We start from the raw sequence: 18,868 nt of genomic DNA, 5'->3' as shown, positions 1-18,868 counted from the left end.
TGCTTCTCCTGTGGCTCAACCGGCCGTGCCGGCAAGCGTCTGCTGGAGTTCATCCAGCGACGATTCGATTTGGGTCCAGCGCTTGTCGCGCTTCTTTTCTTTGCCTTCGCTGGCTTCGATCAGCAACGCGGCCTGCTGCAGCAGCAACTCGCCGGCGCCGCAGCTCGGGCGGGTGCCGCTGTAACGCACGCCATCGACCTGGAACGACAGCACCTCGCCCTCGCTCACCGGCGCGCTGCGACCGCTCGGCGCCAGTTGCGTCAGTGCGCCGGTCCAGTTGCTGACCAGGCGCCTTGCCAACGCCGCCGGAATCGGGATCTCGACCGTTTCCGGGGTGTGCGCGGTGCGGAACTGCACGCTGCCGCGATCGCTCTGGCTGACCCAGCTGTAGACGCGCTCGTCGGCGCGGCTATGCCGCAGGGTCCAGTCGGCACCGTCCTTGCCCGGCACCAGCGATACGCCGCTTTCCACGCCACGGGTGGGCAGCGTCAGCAAGGACAGGCTCGGCCGGGTGCCGGCGTCGAGCAGCGTGGTCACCGCGGTGCCATAGTTGCCCACCGCCGGCGGCCAGCCGCGCCCGAGCGTGCTCTCGCACTCGCGTGCCGCCGCGGATGTCCACGGCAGCACGCCCAGCAGGGCGAAGGTCAGCAGCGCTGCTCTCACAGCAGGACGCGGCGCATGTCGGCCAGCACCTGGCTGAGGTAGGTGGTGAAGCGTGCGGCCAACGCGCCGTCGATGACGCGGTGGTCGTAGCTCAACGACAGCGGCAGCATCAGCTTGGGGGCGAACTCCTTGCCGTTCCATACCGGCTGCATCGCCGACTTGGACACGCCCAGGATCGCCACTTCCGGCGCATTGATGATCGGCGTGAACGCCGTACCACCGATGCCGCCCAGCGAGCTGATCGAGAAGCAGCCGCCGCTCATGTCGGCCGGGCCGAGCTTCCCGTCGCGCGCCTTCTTGGCCAGCTCGCCGCTTTCCTGCGCGATCTGCAGCACGCCCTTCTTGTCGACGTCGCGGATCACCGGCACGACCAGGCCGTTCGGGGTGTCGGCGGCGAAGCCGATGTTGATGTACTTCTTCAGCGTCAGGTTCTCGCCGGCCGCATCCAGCGAGGCGTTGAACTCGGGGAACTTCTTCAACGCCGCGGCGCTGGCCTTGACCAGGAAGGCGAGCATGGTCAGCTTGATGCCGGCCTTCTCGTTTTCCTTGTTCAGCGCCACGCGCAGGGCCTCCAGGTCGGTGATGTCGGCCGATTCGAACTGGGTGACGTGCGGAATCATCGCCCAGTTGCGCGCCAGGTTGGCACCGGAAATCTTCTTGATGCGCGACAGCGGCTGGGTCTCGGTCTCGCCGAACTTGCTGAAGTCCACCTTCGGCCAGGCCAGCAGGTTCAGGCCATTGCCGCCACCGGCCGGTGCGGCACCGGCTGCGGCGGGCGCGCCGCCGCTGAGTGCGGCCTTGACGAAGCGCTGCACGTCCTCACGGGTGATACGGCCGCCCTTTTCGCTGCCTTTGAGCTGGTTCAGATCCACGCCGAGCTCGCGCGCAAACACGCGCACCACCGGGCTGGCGTAGGCCACCTTGGACGGCAGCACGCTGTCGGCGTCGAAGGTCACCGGCGGGCTGGACGGCTGCCCGGCCGACGGCTGACCACCCTGCGCAGGCTGCGACGCCTCGCTGGACCGCGCGCCCTGCACCTGCGCGATCTCGCGCTGGGCCAGCTTGTCCGGTACCGCGGACACGGCGACCGGCTCGACCTTGCCGGCGGTTTCGGCGGTCTCGGTGGTGGGCTTGGCCGGGGACTGCGCCGCACCGGCGCCGCCATCGCTGGCAGCGATGATCGCCACCACATTGCCCTGCGAGAGGGTGTCGCCCACCTTGACCTTGAGTTCCTTGACCACACCGGCGGCCGAAGACGGCACCTCCATCGTGGCCTTGTCCGATTCCAGCGTGACCAGGCTCTGGTCCTTGGCGACGGTATCGCCGACGGCGACCAGCACCTCGATCACCGGGATGTCGGTGTAATCGCCGATATCGGGCACGCGGGCCTCGATCAGGCCGCCTTCCGAGGACGCCGCAGGCGCAGCCGGTTCTGCCTTGGCGGCAGGCGCCGGCGCGGCAGCGGGCGCAGCCTTGGCCGGGGCGGCGGGAGCGGCGGCGGGTGCAGGCGCGGCGGCGGTTTCGGCGCCGGCGTCGGCCACTTCGATCAAAGCCACCAGCGCGCCCTGCGACAGCGCATCACCGACCTTGACCTTGATCTCCTTGACCACGCCGGACACCGACGAGGGCACTTCCATCGTGGCCTTGTCCGATTCCAGCGTGACCAGGCTCTGGTCCTTGCTGACCGTATCGCCGACCGACACCAGCACCTCGATTACCGGGACATCGCTGTAGTCACCGATATCGGGGACAAGTGCTTCCTTGATTTCGGCCATACGGGGAACTCCGGCAACAGAATGGGGAAACCCCTATTGTGGCCGGCTGCGGGCCGCAGCGCCAACCATTGCCGTGGAAAAAGTCGCGCACCGGACGGGATGCAGCGTTCGCCGGCGCATGCGCCGGATCATTTCGACGCGCGTCGATCGACCCGCAACAGTTGCAGTGGCTCGCCCGAGGGCAAACGATACGCCAGCGCATTGTCCAAGCCGTCGAGCGCCTCGACCCGCGTGCACAGTTGCTGCGCGCGTGGCCGCAACGCCCGCGCCTGCGGCTCGATCAGGCGCTCGATGCGCGTTTCCACCCCTTCCAGCGACCGCAGCTGCAGATCGTTTCCGGTCAGTGCCGACTGCACCGCACCGGCGACGACATCGCCGATCAGCTGCGGCAGCAGCTCGGCCACCATCGCGCCGATGTCGTCATCGATATCGATCGAGGTGAGCTGGCTCTTGCCGAAACTCTGCTTCAGGCGGGTGTCGATCTTTTCGCGCACGGCCGCCAGCTGCACGCGCGTGGCCTCGGGGCTGCGGCTGAAGCCGGCCGCCACCTCGCCCAGCGCGGTGACGGCGATATCGGCCGCTTCACGCCCAACCTCCTGCGCCAGCGGCACCACGTCGCGGGTCTGCCGCTCGAACTGGATCAACCGCGCGCGATCGTGCGCGCTCACCGCGACCCAGCGGTCATCGACGAACAACGCGCCCTGGCGCATCACCAGCCGCTGCGGCGTGCCCGACGCGCGGATCAGGATCAGGCTGCGCGGGTTGAGCGTGAGGTCGTAGTCGCTGCTGACATTGCAGTGCAGATCGTCGGCGCTGGCGGCCGGTACGGCGACCAGCAGGCCCAGCAGCAGGCCTGCCGCCATCGGTAGTGCGTGCTTGATCGCCATCTGGTCGCTTCCGTTGATGCGTTGGCTGCAGCATGCCTGCACGGGAGTGGCACTTGCCCGTGCCGGACGCTGGCATGACTTCCGGCCGGTGGCTGCGCCCTGACCAACAAGGCCGGCGCTGCAGTGGTGACAGGTGTCGGCCAAATCCGCCCCGACGCAGGCACATCGCTCGCACGCCGCCATTCGCTGACGTCTTCGATCATCGATTGGTCGCGGCGATCCAGCGTCGCTAATCCAGTGCGTCGCGCAGTGGCTGCCAGGCCGCGCAAAGCCGTGGCAGCGACCATGCCGCATTGGCCGGGCTGGTGGACGGCAACGCCCACACCGGCACCGTGTGCAGTGCGAGCGGCAGCAGCGGCTGCACATGGCGGCGCCATGCCTGCGCGGCGGCCGCACCGTTGCAGGCGACAGCGCGCAGCTGCGGCAGCGTTGCCAGCTGTGCCGCCAGCGGGTTGACCACGATGCTGCTGGCGACGATGGCGGTGTCCAGGCTGCCGCGCCGCTCGCATTGGCCGATCACATCCCACAGGCCGACCCTGCAGCCGGCCAGCGCCAACAGGCGCGCCGGATACGCCAACCCGGCATCGATGCCCAGCAGTTCCTGCATCAGCGGCCAGAAACGGTTGCGCGGATGGGCGTAGTACATCGCCGCATGCAACGAGGCGTTGCCCGGCATCGAGCCGAGCACCAGGACACGGCAATCGTTAGGAATGTGCGCTGGAAGGCCCTGCAACAGGTCGGTTTTCGTCACGGCGATCGCATCTGCGTGAATGTCTTTTTCAGCTTGCCTGTTGCAGCCACGGCCTTCTCCGGAAACTTGCTGAACAAACGAAATTTTAGCGAGCCACGGGTGGGCGTGGATTCAGATTTTCAGGAATAGCTTTGGCGCGGCCCACTCCACGGGCCTAACAAGAACACTGAGGAGACCCCCAATGCGTGCCATTTCCATCCTGAGCCTGGCTGCCGTATCCGCACTTGCGTTTGCGCCGTCGGCATTTGCACAAGACACCACCTACACCGGCGACACCTCCTCGGCTTCCACCAGCGCCGATAGCGCTTCCGGAAAGCATTGGGCAGTGGTCGGCGGTGTTGCTCTGATCAAGCCGAAGAACGACCCGGCTCCGGGCCTGGACGTCGATGGCGGCCCGGCACCGACGCTGAGCGCCAGCTACTACATTAACGACAACTGGGCCGTTGAGCTGTGGGGCGCCGCCGACAAGTTCAACCACCGTGTCAACGCCGATGGCGTGGGCAAGATCGGTACCGTCGAGCAGCAGCCGATCGCCATCAGCGGCCAGTACCACTTCGGCCAGGCCGATAACGTGTTCCGTCCGTTCGTAGGCGTGGGCTACTACGAGTCGAACTTCAGCAACGAGAAGATCGACGCGGCGTCGGCCACCGGCCAGCACGTGGGCCTGGACACCGCCAAGGGTGTCATCGGCACCGTCGGCGTGGACATGAACATCAACTCCACCTGGTTCGCACGTGCCGACGCCCGCTACATGCGTTCGCGCCCGGAACTGCGCGTGGGCGGCCAGGGCACCGGCAGCGAGCTGGAACTGGATCCGTGGACCGTCGGCTTCGGCGTCGGCGCGCGCTTCTAAGCACGCCGGCAAGCGACGTTTCAGTCGAACAGAAAACGGGCCGCAAGGCCCGTTTTTTTTATGCGTTGAAATCGCGGCGCCGCATCCACTTCGGAGCACCGAATCTCGCGCGCGATCTGTGAGAGAGCGCTGCGTGTGTTGGGTGGCCCGCCCGCGCCCGTGCCCATTGCATACCGGTTCGAGTGTGGGTGATGCGGGTGATGCGGACAGTGAAGCATCGACATTCGCTGATGTAGGAGCGCGGGCTCAGCGCCAGTAGACGCTGCCGCGCAGGCGCGCGCTGCGCCAGCGCCACCACAGCAAGGTGGCATAGGCGAGCGCATAGCCGAGCAATACGCCGGCCGCGCCCAACAGGCTGACGTGACTGAGCCACCCTTCCGTGGGCCAGGCCTCCCCCTGCCAGGTGCTGCGCCACCCCTGCACCATGCCGGCGATCACGCGTACCACCACCAGCGCGGTCAAGGCCAGCACCAGCCACAGGTTGGGCCGGTAGAACAGCCCCTGCTGGGTGCGCTCGAAGCGGGTCAGACGCAGTGCCAGCAGCCCCAGCGCCAGCCCGCAGGCCCAGCCGAAGGCGGCATGGCTGATCGCGCCGGGCCAGAACGCGGCGGCGATCAACACGAAGATCACGAACAACACGGTGGAAAGCCCGGCCGAGACCAGATTGATCATCAACAGCCAGCCGCGTGCCTGCCGCCGCGCGGTGCCGACGCGAAAGCGCTGCACCAGCGACAACGGCAACAGCACCGCGAACACCGCCAGGGCGATGATCACGGCCAGCGGTATGGCAAGGAGAAGTGGCATCGGATGCTCGATGGCGGCGAAGGGTGGCAGCACAGCCCGTGGCGATCGGGCGTCAGGTGGCGTGGGAGGTTGTGCAGTCACCGGCGTATCGGCGTCGTACACGCCGATGCCGAGCACCGCTCGCGCGCCTTGCGGTGAGCGCAGTGGTGTTGTCAGGCGCCCTTAGAACGCCGGCAACACTGCGCCTTTGTACTTCTGCTCGATAAACGCCTTCACTTCCGGGCTGGTCAAGGCCTTGGCCAGCTTCTGCACGCGCGGATCGTCCTTGTTGTCCGGGCGCGCCACCAGGAAGTTCACGTATGGCGAGTCCTTGCTTTCGATCGCCAGGGCGTCGCGGGTCGGATTGAGGCCGGCGTCGAGTGCGTAGTTGGTGTTGATCAGCGCCAGATCGACCTGGTCGAGCACGCGCGGCAGCATCGCCGAGTCGAGCTCGCGGAACTTCAGCTGCTTGGGGTTTTCGACGATATCGCGCTGGCTGGACAAGGCGTTGCTGGGATCCTTGAGTTTGATCACGCCCGCCTTGTCGAGCAGGATCAGCGCGCGGCTGTTGTTGCTCGGGTCGTTGGGAATCACCACATCGGCGCCGTTGGGCAGCTCGGCCAATGCCTTGAACCGGCGCGAGTAGGCGCCAAACGGTTCGATATGCACGCCGATCACGGTCACCAGCTGGCTCTTGCGGTCGCGGTTGTAGGCGTCCAGATACGGCTCGGTCTGGAAGTAATTGACGTCGATCTGCTTCTGTACAACCTGGTCGTTGGGCTGCACGTAGTCGTTGAACACGCGCACGTCCAGCTTGACGCCCTGCTTGGCCAGCAGCGGTTCGACCACCTCCAGGATCTCGGCATGCGGCACCGCGGTGGCGGCCACCGTCAGCGTGTCGCCGCCGCTGCTGCCACCGCTACCGCCACAGGAGGCCAGGGCCAGCGTGGCCGCAGCCAGGAGGGAACGAAACGCGAATGTGCTCATGTGGGGGTCCGTGGGAGGAGGAATGCGGCACTGCCGCAAGCGCTAAACCTAGCAGACCGCGGGTGTAGCGGCGATCGGCAGGCCCGTGTTTCTTGCATGGCCCTGTGCGCGCCACGGCGACACGCGGTCCCGATCGAGCTCAGCGCCGGCTGTAGCGCGCCACCAGCCGGTCGCCCAGCATCTGCAGCAGCTGCACCAGCACCAGCAGGGCGATCACGGTGATCAGCGCGACATCCGAATGCGAGCGCAGATAGCCCTCGCGGTACGCGACATCGCCCAGCCCGCCGGAGCCGATCGCACCGCCCATCGCGGTGAAACCGATCAGCGCGATGGTGGTCACGGTGGCGCCGGCGATCAGGCCCGGGCGCGCTTCGGGCAGCAGCACGCGCACCACCAGCTGGCGGGTGGTGGCGCCCATCGCCTGGCTGGCTTCGATGATTCCACGGTCCACTTCGCGCAAGGCGGTTTCCACCAGCCGCGCGTAGAACGGTGCGGCGCCGACCACCAGCGGCAGGATCGCGCCGCGCACGCCCAGCGAGGTGCCCATCAGCATCAACGTGAGCGGAATCATCGCGATCATCAGGATGATGAAGGGCACCGAGCGCAGCAGGTTGATCAGTGCCGCGAGCACGCCATACAGCACCGGGCGGCGGCGCAGCTGCGGCGCACCGCACAGGAACAGCGCCACGCCCAGCGGCAGGCCGATCAGCAGCGTCAACGGCAGCGCACCGGCCAGCATCAGCAAGGTATCGAGCGTGGCCTGGCCGATGTCGCCCCACTTGGCGGCGTCCAGATTGCGGAAAAACCCGCTTGTCGCGGCGATCGACAGAGTCATACGCGCAGATCCTCCACTTGCACGCCGGCGGCGACGAAGCCGGCGCGTGCCGCGTTATGGTCGCCGCCGGTCAGCGCGACGATGAGCTGGCCATACGGGGTGTCCTTGATGCGGTCCACGCGCCCGGACAGGATGTTGTAGTCCACCCCGGTCTCGCGGGCGATACGGCCAAGCACCGGTTCGTAGGTGCCGTTACCCAGGAAGGTCAGCCGCACGATGCGCCCGCCCACCGCAGCGAAGTCGCGATGCAGCTCGGCTTCGTCCACGTGCTCGGCCTCGGACACGAAACGCCGGGTGGTGGCGTGCTGCGGGTGCAGGAACACCTCGGTCACCGGGCCGGTTTCCACCAGCCTGCCGGCATCCAGCACCGCGACGCGGTCGCAGACGCGGCGGATCACGTCCATCTCGTGCGTGATCAGCACGATGGTCAGGCCCAGCTCGCGGTTGATCTGCGCCAGCAGCTGCAGCACCGAAGCGGTGGTTTGCGGGTCCAGGGCGCTGGTGGCCTCGTCGCACAGCAGGATCTGCGGCCGGGTGGCCAGCGCGCGCGCAATGCCCACGCGCTGCTTCTGCCCGCCGGACAACTGTGCCGGATACTTGCTGGCATGCTGCTCCAGCCCGACCCGCGCCAGCAGCTCGGCCACGCGCGCATCGACCTCGGCGCGCGGGGTGCCGGCCAGTTCCAGCGGAAACGCCACGTTGCCGGCCACGGTGCGCGAGGACAGCAGGTTGAAGTGCTGGAAGATCATCCCGACACGCCGGCGCAGCGCGCGCAGGCCCTGGCTGTCCAGCGCGGTGACGTCCTCGCCGCCGATCAGCAGCCGCCCGCCGCTGGGTTCTTCCAGCCGGTTGATCAGCCGGATCAGCGTCGATTTGCCGGCACCGGAGTGGCCGATGATGCCGAACACCTCGCCGGGGCCGATCCGCAGATCGAGTGGATGCAGCGCCACGATCTGGCGACCGTCAACGGAATAAGACTTGTGCAGGCGCTGAAACTGGATCACCGCGCGTGGCCGATTGGGGGGCCGTGAAGCCTACCAGTCAATGTTTGCGGACGATATTCCATTGAGTTCTAAGTTAGGGATTCGGGAGTCGGGATTGGGGATTGGCATAGGACGGGATTGGGTATTGGAGATTCGGGATTCGCAAAAGCCAGAGCGCCCTGCAGTTGCTTTAACGAATCCCTAATCCCCAATCCCCAGTCACGGCTTATCCAGCGACATCGGCAGATCCCCCTGGCGAATCCGCTCGCGGCGCAGCAGATACAGCCCGCTGGCGACGATGATGCCGGCGCCGGTCCAGGTCCAGCCGTCGGGCAGGGTCTGCCACAGCAGCCAGTCCCAGCCGATCGCCCAGACCAGGCCGGTGTATTCCAGCGGCGCGATCATCGAGGCCTCGCCGCGCAGGAAGGCCTGGGTCAGCGCGATCTGCCCCAGCGCGCCGGCCAGGCCCATGCCGGCGATCAGCCAGGCGTGCTCGCCCCGCAACGGCACCCAGTCGGGAATGGCCAGCAGGCCGGCGCCGACCGCCATGAACAGCAGGAACCACACCACCATCGCCTGCGGGGTGTCGGTGCGGGTCAGCAGGCTCACGCTGATGGCGGCGATGGCATAGGCGGTGGCCGCCAGCAGCACCATCAGCCCGGGCAGCGAGACCAGCCCGTCCACGCCCGGGCGCAACACCACGATCACCCCGACCAGGCCGATGCCGATCGCCGTCCAGCGCCGTGGCCCGACCCGCTCGCCCAACAATGGCACCGACAGCGCCGCCACCAGCAACGGCGCCACGAAATACAGCGTGTAGGCGGTCGACAGTGGCATGCGCTTCAGGCCGTAGACGAAGCAGCCGATCATTACCATGCCCAGCGCCCCGCGCAGCAGGTGCAGGCCCCAGCGCACCGGCACGATCGAGCGCGGGCCGGCGGTGGCAAATACCCACACCAGCACGAACGGCAGAGAGGCGGCGCCCCGCAGCAAGGTGACCTGCAGCGGCGGGTAATGCGCCGACAGCAGCTTCATCGCCGCGTCCATCAGCGAGAAGCAGGCCACGGCGGCCACCATCCAGGCAATGGCGGGAAGCGGAGAGCGGGTGGTAGGCATGGACCATTATCGCTGCGCTTGCGCGCAGACTGCCAACCGTGTGTCGACAGGGGCGATGACGCGATGCCCTAGAATGGCGGCTGTTTATACAGAGCAGGAGCTTTGCATGCCTTCCTTCGACGTGGTGTCCGAAGTCGACAAGCACGAACTGACCAATGCAGTGGACCAGGCCAATCGCGAGCTGGATACCCGCTTCGATTTCAAGGGGGTCGAGGCCAGGTTCGAGCTGGAAGACGGCAAGGCGATCAACCAGTCCGCACCCAGCGATTTCCAGGTCAAGCAGATGACCGACATCCTGCGCGCGCGCCTGCTGGCGCGCGGCATCGACGTGCGTTGCCTGGAGTTCGGCGACATGGAAACCAACCTGGCCGGTGCGCGCCAGAAGGTCACCGTCAAGCAGGGGATCGAGCAGAAACAGGCCAAGCAGCTGGTCGCCAAGCTGAAGGAAGCCAAGCTCAAGGTCGAAGCGCAGATCAATGGCGACAAGCTGCGCGTGAGCGGCAAGAAGCGCGACGACCTGCAGGACGCGATGGCGCTGTTGAAGAAGGCCGATTTCGAGCTGCCGCTACAGTTCGACAACTTCCGCGACTGAGTGCGCCTGGTGGCATACATGACGCCTTGTCCTGCCGCGCTGGGCAGGCGGGCCGCGCAGCGCGGCGTGCCGGCCATCCGACACCCGGGCATCGGTGACGGTCGCGCCGACGCGTTACGGATCTGAAGCGCGGATGCGCGGCCTGTTCTCCAGCTTGCTGCAACGCGCGCGCCCGGAAACACCGCCCCAGGCGCCGCCCGCTGCCGGGACGGCGGGCGCCGTGGCGCATGCACAGCCACGCATCGAAACCGGCTCGACGCTGCACACGCTGGCCGGGCTGGACCCGGTGGCGACTGCAGCGCTCGCCGATGCCTTTGCGGCGGAAGTGCAGCATTCCATTGCCAGCTGCACCCTCGGCCAGGCCGGCACCACCCGGGCGCAGGCAATGGAGCAGATCCATTCGCTCAAGAACACGATCTCGCTGACCGGCTCTGGCGAACTGCTGAACGCCTGCGACCAGTTGCGCAACGATGTCGACGGCGACGAACCCGGGTCCGCGCTTGCGCAGCGCTACACCGCGACTGCAACCGCGGCCGGCCTGCTGGTCGAGAATTACCGGCGCACCCTCCCCAACGACGACACCGCCCCCCATGCGTAGTGGATCCAACCGTGCAGCGCCCGGCCTGATTCTGGCCGCCCGGCAGCTGCGCAATGACCGACTGGTGCGGCTGTTCGAATCGTTCCTGGAATACCGCGCCTGCGTCGGCCGGGTGATCGTGCAGACCATCGTGGCCCTGTGGTGCTTCGGCTGGCTGTACGGACCGCAGCCGGTGCTGGTCAAGGATGCGCAGGCAGTCTTCCCCACCGCGGCAACGCTGTGGGTGGTGGCGGTGATCTGGATGGTGCTGGTGCGACGCAGGATCATCCCGCCGGGCGAATGGCTGGATGCGCTCGGATTTGCGATGAACCTGCTGTTCATCGGCATCCAGACCTATCTGGCCTTCATCCTGCTGATGTCGCTGAATGCTTTCCTGCCCTTCATCACCATCGCCGCGGTGGCGCGCTACGGGCAGAAGGCGACGCTGCCGGTGCTGCTCAGCACCTTCGTGTTGATGCTGTTGACCGCGCCGGCCGGCTACTGGCTGTCGCGGCCTGCGTACTTCGTGTATGCGGTGGCACTGAGCGTGGTGCTGCCGCTGCTGGTGGCGCGCATCGTTAGCGCGATGCAGGAGATCGCCTTGCAGGCGCTGGCCTCGCGCGATGCGCAGAGCCGCTTCATCAGCACCATGAACCACGAGCTGCGTACGCCGTTGAACGCGGTCATCAACTGCGCGCAGCTGATCGACAGCGACACCTTGTCGGCGCAACAGCGCGAGCTGATGCAGGCAATGACGGTCAATGCGATCGCGCTGCGGCATCGCGTGAACGAGGTGATCGACGTGGCCAGCATCGACGGTGGCCGGCTGCAGCTGCACAGCAAGTCGCTGAGCCTGCTCGACGTGCTGGCCACGGTCAAAGCGGTGTGCGCGAGTGCAGCGTCGACCAAGGGGGTGGCGCTGGAGTTGCGCAGCGATGCGGCGCCGGCGCCTGACGTCATCGGTGACGAGGGGCGTATCGAACAGGTCATCACCAATCTGGTCATCAATGCGATCAAGTTCACCCCGGCCGGTGGAGTGGTCGACGTGCTGATGACCGCCACGCCGGTGCAGCAGCGCTGGGCGATCGCGGTGACCGTGACCGATACCGGCATCGGCATTCCCGACGCCCAGAAGGCCTACATCTTCACCCCCTTCACCCAGCTCAGCACCGGTTTCAGCCGCGCCGAAGGCGGAGTCGGCCTGGGCCTGTTCATTGCGCTGTCGGTGTCCGATGCGATGGGCGGCAGCCTGAGCGTGCGCGACAACCCCGGCGGCGGCAGCGTCTTTCGCTGGACCTTCGAACTGACCGCTGCCGCGGCGCAAGGCTACCGGCCCCCGGAACTGCGCGAGGCCCTGCAACAACACGCCGCGACGGTGCCGCCACTGCATTGCCTGGTGTTCGAGGACATGGACACCAATCGGCTGGTGATCGGCAATCTGCTTACCCGCGCCGGGCATCGGGTGAGCTTTCACAGCGATGGCAGCAACGCGGTGCAGCGCATCCGCGAGGCGGAGCCGGACCTGGTGTTTCTCGACCTGCACATGCCCGGCACCTCGGGCTGGGACGCGCTGGGCGAGGCGCGCGCGGCGATCGCCGCCCTGCCGCCGATCATCGTGCTGACCGCCGACACCCGCACCGATTCCATGCGCGAAGCCACCGCTGCCGGCGTGGCCGGCTATCTGTCCAAACCGATCAACGCGCACGAATTGCTGGCCATCCTCGCCGCGCATGCCACCCATGCAACCGGCTGACCTGAAACCGGGCAACGCGGCACGCCGGCACTGGCACACCGCCGCGCAGACGCGCACGCCGCTGGCGCTGCTGTACCTGCATGGGTTCACCGCCAGCCCGGGAGAAGCCGGCGAACTGCCCGAGCAGATGGCCGACGCGCTGGCTGCCAACCTGTACGTGCACCGTTGGCCCGGGCATGGCCGCAGCGCCGCCGATGCGATGCAGGGGCTGACGCCGGCGATGTTGCAGGCCTCGGCAATGGATGCCCTGGCGCAGGCGCAGCGCATGGGCGCGCGCGTGGCGATCGTCGGTTCGTCCATGGGCGCCACGCTGGGCCTGTGGCTTGCGGCGCAACGTCCCGACGCGGTGGCTGCGGTAATCGCCTGGTCACCGGGCATCCGGCCGGCCGACCCGGCGCTGCTGGATCAGGTCTGCGCCGCGCAAACGCCCTTGACCGACCCGCGCCCGCGCACCGCCGCGTCGCTGGCGTTCTGGTCCAGCACCATCCACCCGGATGGATTCCGCGCGCTGCGCAGCCTGTTCGACGCGGTTGCCGCCGATCCACCGTGGCCACGCGTGCAATGCCCGGTGTTTCTGGGCTATTACCGCGCTGCCAGCGGCGAGCAGGATCCAACCGCCTCGGTGCCGGCGATGCTGGCGATGTTCGCTGCGCTCGGCACCGCGCCGGAGCACACCTGCGCGATGGCCTTCGACACCGGCGCGCATGCGATCGGCTCGCCGCACAAGACCGCGCACGCCGAAGAGGTTGCAAAGGCATCGAGTGCGTTTCTGTGTCTGCATGTCGGCGCAGATGCGCACGCGGATGACGCCTAGGCTGCACGAGAGCCGCAACTGCTGTGGTTTCTTCCCGAACGCACCCAGTTTTTCGGCAGGGCCTGTTCCGCGCTGCGCCACATCGGCACAGGCGGCCGCGCCGGCAGCGATCGCATACACTGGCCCACCATCACGCCGCCGCCACGATGACGACCACGCCTGCCACGCTCGACCCGTTGACCGCCACCCGCCAGTGGATCGAGCGCGCGGTGATCGGCCTGAATCTGTGTCCGTTCGCCAAGGCGGTCTACGTCAAGGAGCAGGTGCGGCTGGTGCTCAGCGATGCCAGCACGCCCGAAGCGCTGCTCGAACAACTGGCCGAAGAACTGGTGTTGCTGCGCGACACGCCGGCCGAGCAGATCGACACCACCTTGATCGTGCATCCGGACGTGCTCACCGATTTCCTGGACTACAACGACTTCCTCGACAACGCCGATGCGGCGGTGGAAGCGCTGGATCTGGGCGGCGTGTTGCAGGTGGCCAGCTTCCATCCGGACTATCAGTTCGCAGGCGCGGCGGTGGATGACGTGGCCAACTTCACCAACCGCTCGCCCTATCCCACCTTGCACCTGCTGCGCGAAGACAGCGTGGAGCGTGCGGTGGCCGCATTTCCGGACCCGGACGTGATCGTCGAACGCAACATCCAGACGCTGGAACGCCTGGGCCAGGACGGCTGGGAGCGGTTGTTGAGCGCATCGCAGCACTGACCGCTGCATCGCGTGCTGCGGCGCGTGCCTGAAACGCGCAACGATGCCGGCGCGCAGCGACTCGGCATGGCGCGATGACTGCGGACAAGGCATCAATCTGCGTGCTTCGCACGCAGCGACCCCGTTGCTACGGCCACCACGGCGCCCGCGTTACAGTGCGCGCGACTTCACTGCCATGGTGCGCCCGATGCCCCTGACCCCCGCCGTCTCCGCATGGAGTCCCTCCCCGTTGCAGGACCGCGTGGTGGTGATCACCGGCGGCGCCCAAGGCATCGGCCGTGGCATCGCGCAGGCAGTGCTGGGCGCCGGCGGCAGCGTGGTGATCGGCGACCTGGATGCCGATGCCGGCAAGGCCTGCCTGCAGGAGTGGGCATTGCCGCGACGCAGTGCCTTCGTGCGTTGCGATGCCGCGCGCCCGGCCCAGGCAGCGCGCCTGATCGCCACCGCGCTTACACGCTTTGGGCGCCTGGATGGCCTGGTCAACAACGCCGGCGTGGCCGATCCGCATGTGCCGCCATTGCCGCAACTGGACTGGGACGAGTGGAATCGACGGCTGGCCAGCCTGCATGGCGCCTTCCTGTGCAGCAAGCAGGCCTTGCCCGCATTGGCGCAGGCCCAGGGCGGCGGCGCGATCGTCAACATCGCCTCCACCCGCGCCTGGCAATCGGAGCCGCATAGCGAAGCCTATGCCGCCGCCAAGGGCGGGCTGGTGGCCTTCACCCACGCCTTGGCGCTGAGCGAAGGCCCGCAGGTGCGCGTCAACAGCATCAGCCCGGGTTGGATCAGCACCGACGCCTGGCGCGCACCGCAGCGTCGGCGCACACCCAAGTTGTCGCGGCGCGATCATGCCCAGCATCCGGCCGGACGGGTCGGCACGCCGGAAGACATCGCGCAACTGGCGGTCTATCTGCTGTCGCCGCAGCTGTCCGGCTTTGTGACCGGGCAGGAATTCATCGTCGATGGCGGCATGTCGCGCAAGATGCAGTACGTCTGAACGATTACAGCGCAGGTGGCTTGCAGCAGATCGCGCACGCGGCGATCGCCGCATGCGCAATCAACGCAACGCCGATCAGGCCTGCGCGCTGCGGCCGAACAACACCGCAAGATCCCCCGCCGCCAGCGCGCGCCATTGCCCGGGCGGCAGACCGTCCAGCGACAACCCACCGATGCGGCTGCGGTGCAAGGCCACCACGTGATTGCCGGCGGCGGCAAACATGCGCCGCACCTGGTGATAGCGGCCTTCGTGCAAGGTCAGGCGCGCCTGGCGTGGGCCGCGCACTTCCAGTTCGGCCGGCAGCAGCGGCTTGGCGTCGCCTTCCAGCAACAGGGTGCCGCTGGCAAACAGGGCCGCTTCGTCGCCACGCAGATCGTCGGCGAGGGTGACGTCGTAGACCTTGTCCAGCGCCGACTTGGGCGAAATGATCCGGTGCAGCAGCGCGCCGTCGTCGGTCATCAGCAACATGCCGCTGGTCTCGCGATCCAGCCGCCCCACCGGCGCCAGCACCGGTGCGCGCGAACGGAAGCGCGGCGGCAGCAGTTCGTAGATCAGCCGGCCGGTGTCCTTGGTCGAGCAGGTGTAGCCGCTGGGCTTGTGCAACAACAGGCTGAAGCCCGCTGGCGGATCCAGCGGTTCGCCATCGATACGGATCGCATCGTGCTCCACCTGGTCGTCGGCATACAGCACCTCGCCGGCGGCGTCGGTGACCGCGCCCTGGCGAAACAACTGGGTCACCTGCTTGCGGCTGCCGTAGCCGAGGTTGGCGATGTGCTTGACCAGCTTCATGCGCGCGCTCCGCGGCCGCGGATGGCGGAAATCAGCTTGAAACCATCGCGTTCGGCAGCCACGCGCACCTGTCCGAAGCTTTCGTTGAGCACGTACTCGTAGGGCAGATGCCGGTTGGCGACCAGCAGCAGCTGTCCACCCGGGCGCAGGACCTGCGCGGCCACGGCGATGAAGCGCTGACCGATATCCGGGCGATCGGCACGCGAGGGCGTGTGGAAGGGGGGATTGCTGACGATGAAATCGTACTGCGCCACCAGGCCGGCGGTGACGTCGCGCCAGTGGTACTGCAGCTGCGCCGGGTGCGTGACGGCCTGCAGGTTGCGCTGTGCCAGGGTCAGCGCGCGCGCCTCGGCCTCGTACAGATCCAGTCCGGTGACGTTGGGGCAACGCGCCAGCACCTCGGCCGACAGATAGCCGAAGCCCGCGCCCAGATCGGCGCCGTGTCCGGCCAGCGTGCTCGGCAGATGCTCGACCAGCAGCGCAGAGGCAGGATCGATGCGGTCCCAGGCGAACACACCGGGGCGGCTGACGAAGCGCCCGTCCAGAATCGTGCGCGGCGCATCCAGCGCGGCCCAGCGCGCCTGCAGCGCCGCATCGGTGTCGGCAGGCAGCGGCGCGCTCCAGTAGGTGCGGCAGTGGTGCTTGGTCAGGCTGCCGGCCAGACCGGTGAGCTGACGCAGATCCGCCTCGCCCGAGCGCGCACCCTCGTTGTTGGACTGGCAGGCCACCACACGGCCGCCCGGTGCGGCCAGCGCAACCGCACGCGCGAACAAGGCACGCGCTTCCTCGCGTTGCCGCGGTGGCAGCACCAGCACCAAGGCATAACGGGTGCTGTCGGATTCGATCTCGCTCTCGTCGCGCACGCTCCAGCCATTGCGCTCCAGCGTCTCGGCGAAAGGGCGAAAGCTCTGCTCGCAGGTCAGTGCGTCGGCGGCCGCATGCTCGCGCAGCGGGAACCCGTCGCGCGCGCGCAGGAACAGCACCGGGCCGCTGGGCCATGGCAGCACGCCCTGGGCAAAGGGCAGAAACAGAGCTTGAAGCGGGGCATCGTGCGGGCCAGCCATCGGATCATCGGGTCGGGAACAGGCTGCCATTGTAAGGGAGCGGCGCCTGCCGCCCGCCCTGGCGCCCGCTTGGGTAAGCGGTCCATTGCGTGACCTGCGGACGGCCGCCCTTTCAATGTCTATACGGACTATTGATGCGCACGCAACATCCTCCCGCCTAGGCTGGAATCACACCAATACCGGAGAGACGCGATGCGAGCCCTGTTCGTAGGTGGAGTGGTCGACAACAGCGAAATGGATCTGGATGACACCCCGCCGCCGATGCATTATCCCGAAAACACCGGCGCCGGCCGGCCGCGTTATCGCCTGCACCAGGTCGGCGAGCGCGAGGATGGCAGCGTGGCGTATGCGGTCTATGGCGCGCCGGAAATGGCCGATGACGACATCAGCCGGATCACCGAAGAACGCGGCTATGCACGGCGTTTCAGCGCGTCCCCGGAACCGCCGCGCTGAGCGTAAACGCATTGGCGTGATGCCGCGCATGACCGCGGCACGCGCATCAAAAACCGGGCCTGGGCCCGGTTTTTTTGTTTGAACGCCCGGGCCAGCGCGTCGTCAGGATCAACGCGTCTTGGGTGTCACGCGCCAGATCACATTTCCGACATCGTCGGCCACCAGCAGTGCCCCGGTATTGTCGGGGCTCACGCCCACCGGGCGCCCCTGCGCATTGCCTTCGGCGTCCAGAAAACCGTCCAGCACGGTGATCGGCGTGCCGCTGGGTTTGCCATCGACAAACGGCACGAATAGCACCTTGTAGCCACTGGGCGGGTCGCGATTCCACGAACCATGCTGGCCGATGAAGGCGCCCTGGCGGAAGCGCTCCGGCAGCAGGCTTCCGCTGGCAAAGCTCATGCCCAGCGAGGCGGTATGCGGGCCCAGCGCGTAGTCGGGCTTGATCGCCTTGGCCACCAGCTCGGGGTTTTGCGGTTTGACCCGCTCGTCCACATGCTGGCCGTAGTAGCTGTAGGGCCACCCATAAAACCCGCCGTCTCGCACCGAGGTCAGGTAGTCGGGCACCAGATCGCTGCCGATCTCGTCGCGCTCGTTGACCACCACCCACAGCGACTTGCTCTGCGGCTCCCAGGCGGTGCCGACCGGATTGCGCAGGCCGCTGGCGAACACCCGGCTGCTGCCGGTGGCCGGGTCGACCTCCAGGATCGCGGCGCGGTTGAGTTCGGCCTCCATGCCGTTTTCGGCCACGTTGCTGTTGGAACCGACGCCAACGTACAGCTTGCTGCCATCGGCACTGGCCAGCAGCGACTTGGTCCAGTGGTGATTCAAGCCGCCGGGCAGATTGGCCACGAAGGTCGGTTTGGCGGTGATATGCGTCTCGCCCGGCTTGTACGGAAAGCTCACCAGCGCATCGGCATTGGCGACGTAGAAACGATCACCGATCAACGCCATGCCGAACGGGGAAAACAGGCCGCTGATGAACTGGGTGCGCACTTCGGCCACGCCGTCGCCATCGGCATCGCGCAGCAAGGTGATGCGGTTGGCACTGGGTACCACGGCGCCGGCCTTGCTCATCATTGCGCCCTGCACCTTCTTGCGGATGCCGCCGCCTTCGGCCTCTTCCGGTTTGGGCGGCTCGGCGGTCTCGGCCACCAGCACGTCACCGTTCGGCAGCACATAGACCCAGCGCGGGTGATCCAGATCGCGCGCAAACGCGGCGACCTGCAGGTCGTCGGCGGCGATCGGCTTGGCGTTTTCGGTCCAGCGCTTGACCGGCGCCACCTTGACGGTGGGGATCAGGCGTTTGACCGGCTCGGGCAATTGCGGGTTCGGCCCGGTCCCCTGTTCGATGGCAAGCGTGGCGGTATCGCCGCAGGCGGCGAGGATGGCGACGGTCAATAACGACAGCGGCCAGCGGGCGAGCTTCAACGCGGGAGCATTCATTGCGCGATCAATCCTGAACAGTTACGACAATCGGCCATCATGCCGCCAA

20 protein-coding genes are annotated in these 18,868 nt (G+C 67.4%); 8 read left to right on the top strand and 12 right to left on the bottom strand.

All coding sequences use genetic code 11. The features are described 5' to 3' along the window. Positions 1-15: 15 nt before the first annotated feature. The 4 genes from FHT08_RS01070 to FHT08_RS01055 all read right to left on the bottom strand — a co-directional run bounded on the left by FHT08_RS01070 (position 16) and on the right by FHT08_RS01055 (position 4,076). Positions 16-663 (bottom strand): hypothetical protein, encoded by a 648-nt coding sequence (locus FHT08_RS01070; RefSeq protein WP_166774000.1) that lies wholly within the window; start codon positions 661-663, stop codon positions 16-18. After that, positions 660-2,438, bottom strand: coding sequence for a dihydrolipoyllysine-residue acetyltransferase (locus tag FHT08_RS01065; protein WP_166773999.1), 1,779 nt, complete (start codon positions 2,436-2,438; stop codon positions 660-662). Before FHT08_RS01065 ends, FHT08_RS01070 begins: the two co-directional genes overlap by 4 nt. A gap of 128 nt (positions 2,439-2,566) precedes the next feature. Next, a complete protein-coding gene (locus tag FHT08_RS01060; RefSeq protein WP_166773998.1) occupies positions 2,567-3,325 on the bottom strand; it encodes a DUF2884 family protein in 759 nt (252 codons plus the stop codon). Positions 3,326-3,554: 229 nt separating this feature from the next. Next, positions 3,555-4,076 carry a DNA-deoxyinosine glycosylase gene (locus FHT08_RS01055; protein ID WP_343204123.1) on the bottom strand — a complete coding sequence of 174 codons (522 nt, stop codon included), beginning with the start codon at positions 4,074-4,076 and terminating at the stop codon, positions 3,555-3,557. Between the two features lie 181 nt (positions 4,077-4,257). On the opposite strand from FHT08_RS01055, the gene FHT08_RS01050 reads away from it, so the two are divergent. Next, on the top strand, positions 4,258-4,929 hold the full coding sequence (locus tag FHT08_RS01050; protein WP_016901022.1) for an OmpW family outer membrane protein: 672 nt from the start codon (positions 4,258-4,260) through the stop codon (positions 4,927-4,929). A gap of 246 nt (positions 4,930-5,175) precedes the next feature. On the opposite strand, the gene FHT08_RS01045 is transcribed toward FHT08_RS01050, so the two are convergent. The 5 genes from FHT08_RS01045 to FHT08_RS01025 form a co-directional block, all read right to left on the bottom strand. Further along, positions 5,176-5,733 (bottom strand): DUF1453 family protein, encoded by a 558-nt coding sequence (locus FHT08_RS01045; protein ID WP_166773997.1) that lies wholly within the window; start codon positions 5,731-5,733, stop codon positions 5,176-5,178. Positions 5,734-5,895: 162 nt separating this feature from the next. After that, complete coding sequence (locus FHT08_RS01040) at positions 5,896-6,699, bottom strand: MetQ/NlpA family ABC transporter substrate-binding protein (RefSeq protein ID WP_053045905.1); 804 nt, start codon at positions 6,697-6,699, stop codon at positions 5,896-5,898. 139 nt (positions 6,700-6,838) lie between these two features. After that, positions 6,839-7,534 carry a methionine ABC transporter permease gene (locus FHT08_RS01035; protein ID WP_053045907.1) on the bottom strand — a complete coding sequence of 232 codons (696 nt, stop codon included), beginning with the start codon at positions 7,532-7,534 and terminating at the stop codon, positions 6,839-6,841. Then, entirely contained in the window at positions 7,531-8,538 is a 1,008-nt protein-coding gene (locus tag FHT08_RS01030) for a methionine ABC transporter ATP-binding protein (RefSeq protein ID WP_053045908.1), read from the bottom strand. The genes FHT08_RS01035 and FHT08_RS01030 overlap by 4 nt, the downstream gene beginning before the upstream one ends. A 198-nt stretch (positions 8,539-8,736) precedes the next feature. Beyond that, positions 8,737-9,633, bottom strand: coding sequence for a DMT family transporter (locus tag FHT08_RS01025; RefSeq protein ID WP_166773996.1), 897 nt, complete (start codon positions 9,631-9,633; stop codon positions 8,737-8,739). 106 nt (positions 9,634-9,739) lie between these two features. Here FHT08_RS01025 and FHT08_RS01020 point away from each other — a divergent pair, with 106 nt between their 5' ends. The 6 genes from FHT08_RS01020 to FHT08_RS00995 all read left to right on the top strand — a co-directional run bounded on the left by FHT08_RS01020 (position 9,740) and on the right by FHT08_RS00995 (position 15,070). After that, positions 9,740-10,225 (top strand): YajQ family cyclic di-GMP-binding protein, encoded by a 486-nt coding sequence (locus FHT08_RS01020; RefSeq protein WP_016903460.1) that lies wholly within the window; start codon positions 9,740-9,742, stop codon positions 10,223-10,225. A 133-nt stretch (positions 10,226-10,358) separates the two neighbouring features. Then, entirely contained in the window at positions 10,359-10,823 is a 465-nt protein-coding gene (locus FHT08_RS01015) for a hypothetical protein (protein ID WP_166773995.1), read from the top strand. Beyond that, positions 10,816-12,555, top strand: a complete 1,740-nt coding sequence (locus tag FHT08_RS01010; RefSeq protein ID WP_166773994.1) for an ATP-binding protein — start codon at positions 10,816-10,818, stop codon at positions 12,553-12,555. Before FHT08_RS01015 ends, FHT08_RS01010 begins: the two co-directional genes overlap by 8 nt. Further along, positions 12,542-13,369 carry an alpha/beta fold hydrolase gene (locus tag FHT08_RS01005; protein WP_104605958.1) on the top strand — a complete coding sequence of 276 codons (828 nt, stop codon included), beginning with the start codon at positions 12,542-12,544 and terminating at the stop codon, positions 13,367-13,369. Before FHT08_RS01010 ends, FHT08_RS01005 begins: the two co-directional genes overlap by 14 nt. A gap of 146 nt (positions 13,370-13,515) precedes the next feature. Next, a complete protein-coding gene (locus FHT08_RS01000) occupies positions 13,516-14,076 on the top strand; it encodes a DUF1415 domain-containing protein (RefSeq protein ID WP_016903456.1) in 561 nt (186 codons plus the stop codon). A gap of 187 nt (positions 14,077-14,263) precedes the next feature. After that, positions 14,264-15,070: an SDR family oxidoreductase gene (locus FHT08_RS00995; RefSeq protein ID WP_166773993.1), complete on the top strand. Its 807-nt coding sequence runs from the start codon at positions 14,264-14,266 to the stop codon at positions 15,068-15,070. Positions 15,071-15,145: 75 nt separating this feature from the next. Here the strand turns inward: FHT08_RS00995 and FHT08_RS00990 are convergent, their stop codons facing one another. Further along, positions 15,146-15,859 (bottom strand): pseudouridine synthase, encoded by a 714-nt coding sequence (locus FHT08_RS00990; RefSeq protein ID WP_166773992.1) that lies wholly within the window; start codon positions 15,857-15,859, stop codon positions 15,146-15,148. Then, positions 15,856-16,923 (bottom strand): class I SAM-dependent methyltransferase, encoded by a 1,068-nt coding sequence (locus FHT08_RS00985; RefSeq protein WP_166773991.1) that lies wholly within the window; start codon positions 16,921-16,923, stop codon positions 15,856-15,858. The genes FHT08_RS00990 and FHT08_RS00985 overlap by 4 nt, the downstream gene beginning before the upstream one ends. A gap of 192 nt (positions 16,924-17,115) precedes the next feature. Between FHT08_RS00985 and FHT08_RS00980 the strand changes: the two genes are divergently transcribed. Further along, complete coding sequence (locus FHT08_RS00980) at positions 17,116-17,376, top strand: hypothetical protein (RefSeq protein WP_074052541.1); 261 nt, start codon at positions 17,116-17,118, stop codon at positions 17,374-17,376. A gap of 108 nt (positions 17,377-17,484) precedes the next feature. Here FHT08_RS00980 and FHT08_RS00975 read toward each other — a convergent pair whose 3' ends face one another. Next, positions 17,485-18,819, bottom strand: coding sequence for a sorbosone dehydrogenase family protein (locus FHT08_RS00975; RefSeq protein ID WP_166773990.1), 1,335 nt, complete (start codon positions 18,817-18,819; stop codon positions 17,485-17,487). Between the last annotated feature and the right edge of the window lie 49 nt (positions 18,820-18,868).

The organism is Xanthomonas sp. CFBP 8151, assembly GCF_011761885.1.
Lineage (GTDB): Bacteria > Pseudomonadota > Gammaproteobacteria > Xanthomonadales > Xanthomonadaceae > Xanthomonas > Xanthomonas arboricola_B.
The sequence above is the reverse complement of the archived record's forward strand: the minus strand, read 5'-3'. Positions and strand labels throughout refer to the sequence as shown.

Bases quoted from the DNA above. Each gene is read 5' to 3' on its own strand.
- FHT08_RS00985 (WP_166773991.1), bottom strand. From the start codon at position 16,923: ATGGCTGGCCCGCACGATGCCCCGCTTCAAGCTCTGTTTCTGCCCTTT.
- FHT08_RS01035 (WP_053045907.1), bottom strand. From the start codon at position 7,534: ATGACTCTGTCGATCGCCGCGACAAGCGGGTTTTTCCGCAATCTGGAC.
- FHT08_RS01045 (WP_166773997.1), bottom strand. From the start codon at position 5,733: ATGCCACTTCTCCTTGCCATACCGCTGGCCGTGATCATCGCCCTGGCG.
- FHT08_RS01005 (WP_104605958.1), top strand. From the start codon at position 12,542: ATGCAACCGGCTGACCTGAAACCGGGCAACGCGGCACGCCGGCACTGG.
- FHT08_RS00980 (WP_074052541.1), top strand. From the start codon at position 17,116: ATGCGAGCCCTGTTCGTAGGTGGAGTGGTCGACAACAGCGAAATGGAT.
- FHT08_RS01040 (WP_053045905.1), bottom strand. From the start codon at position 6,699: ATGAGCACATTCGCGTTTCGTTCCCTCCTGGCTGCGGCCACGCTGGCC.
- FHT08_RS01050 (WP_016901022.1), top strand. From the start codon at position 4,258: ATGCGTGCCATTTCCATCCTGAGCCTGGCTGCCGTATCCGCACTTGCG.
- FHT08_RS01060 (WP_166773998.1), bottom strand. From the start codon at position 3,325: ATGGCGATCAAGCACGCACTACCGATGGCGGCAGGCCTGCTGCTGGGC.
- FHT08_RS01020 (WP_016903460.1), top strand. From the start codon at position 9,740: ATGCCTTCCTTCGACGTGGTGTCCGAAGTCGACAAGCACGAACTGACC.
- FHT08_RS00975 (WP_166773990.1), bottom strand. From the start codon at position 18,819: ATGAATGCTCCCGCGTTGAAGCTCGCCCGCTGGCCGCTGTCGTTATTG.
- FHT08_RS01010 (WP_166773994.1), top strand. From the start codon at position 10,816: ATGCGTAGTGGATCCAACCGTGCAGCGCCCGGCCTGATTCTGGCCGCC.
- FHT08_RS01025 (WP_166773996.1), bottom strand. From the start codon at position 9,633: ATGCCTACCACCCGCTCTCCGCTTCCCGCCATTGCCTGGATGGTGGCC.
- FHT08_RS00990 (WP_166773992.1), bottom strand. From the start codon at position 15,859: ATGAAGCTGGTCAAGCACATCGCCAACCTCGGCTACGGCAGCCGCAAG.
- FHT08_RS01015 (WP_166773995.1), top strand. From the start codon at position 10,359: ATGCGCGGCCTGTTCTCCAGCTTGCTGCAACGCGCGCGCCCGGAAACA.
- FHT08_RS01000 (WP_016903456.1), top strand. From the start codon at position 13,516: ATGACGACCACGCCTGCCACGCTCGACCCGTTGACCGCCACCCGCCAG.
- FHT08_RS00995 (WP_166773993.1), top strand. From the start codon at position 14,264: ATGCCCCTGACCCCCGCCGTCTCCGCATGGAGTCCCTCCCCGTTGCAG.
- FHT08_RS01065 (WP_166773999.1), bottom strand. From the start codon at position 2,438: ATGGCCGAAATCAAGGAAGCACTTGTCCCCGATATCGGTGACTACAGC.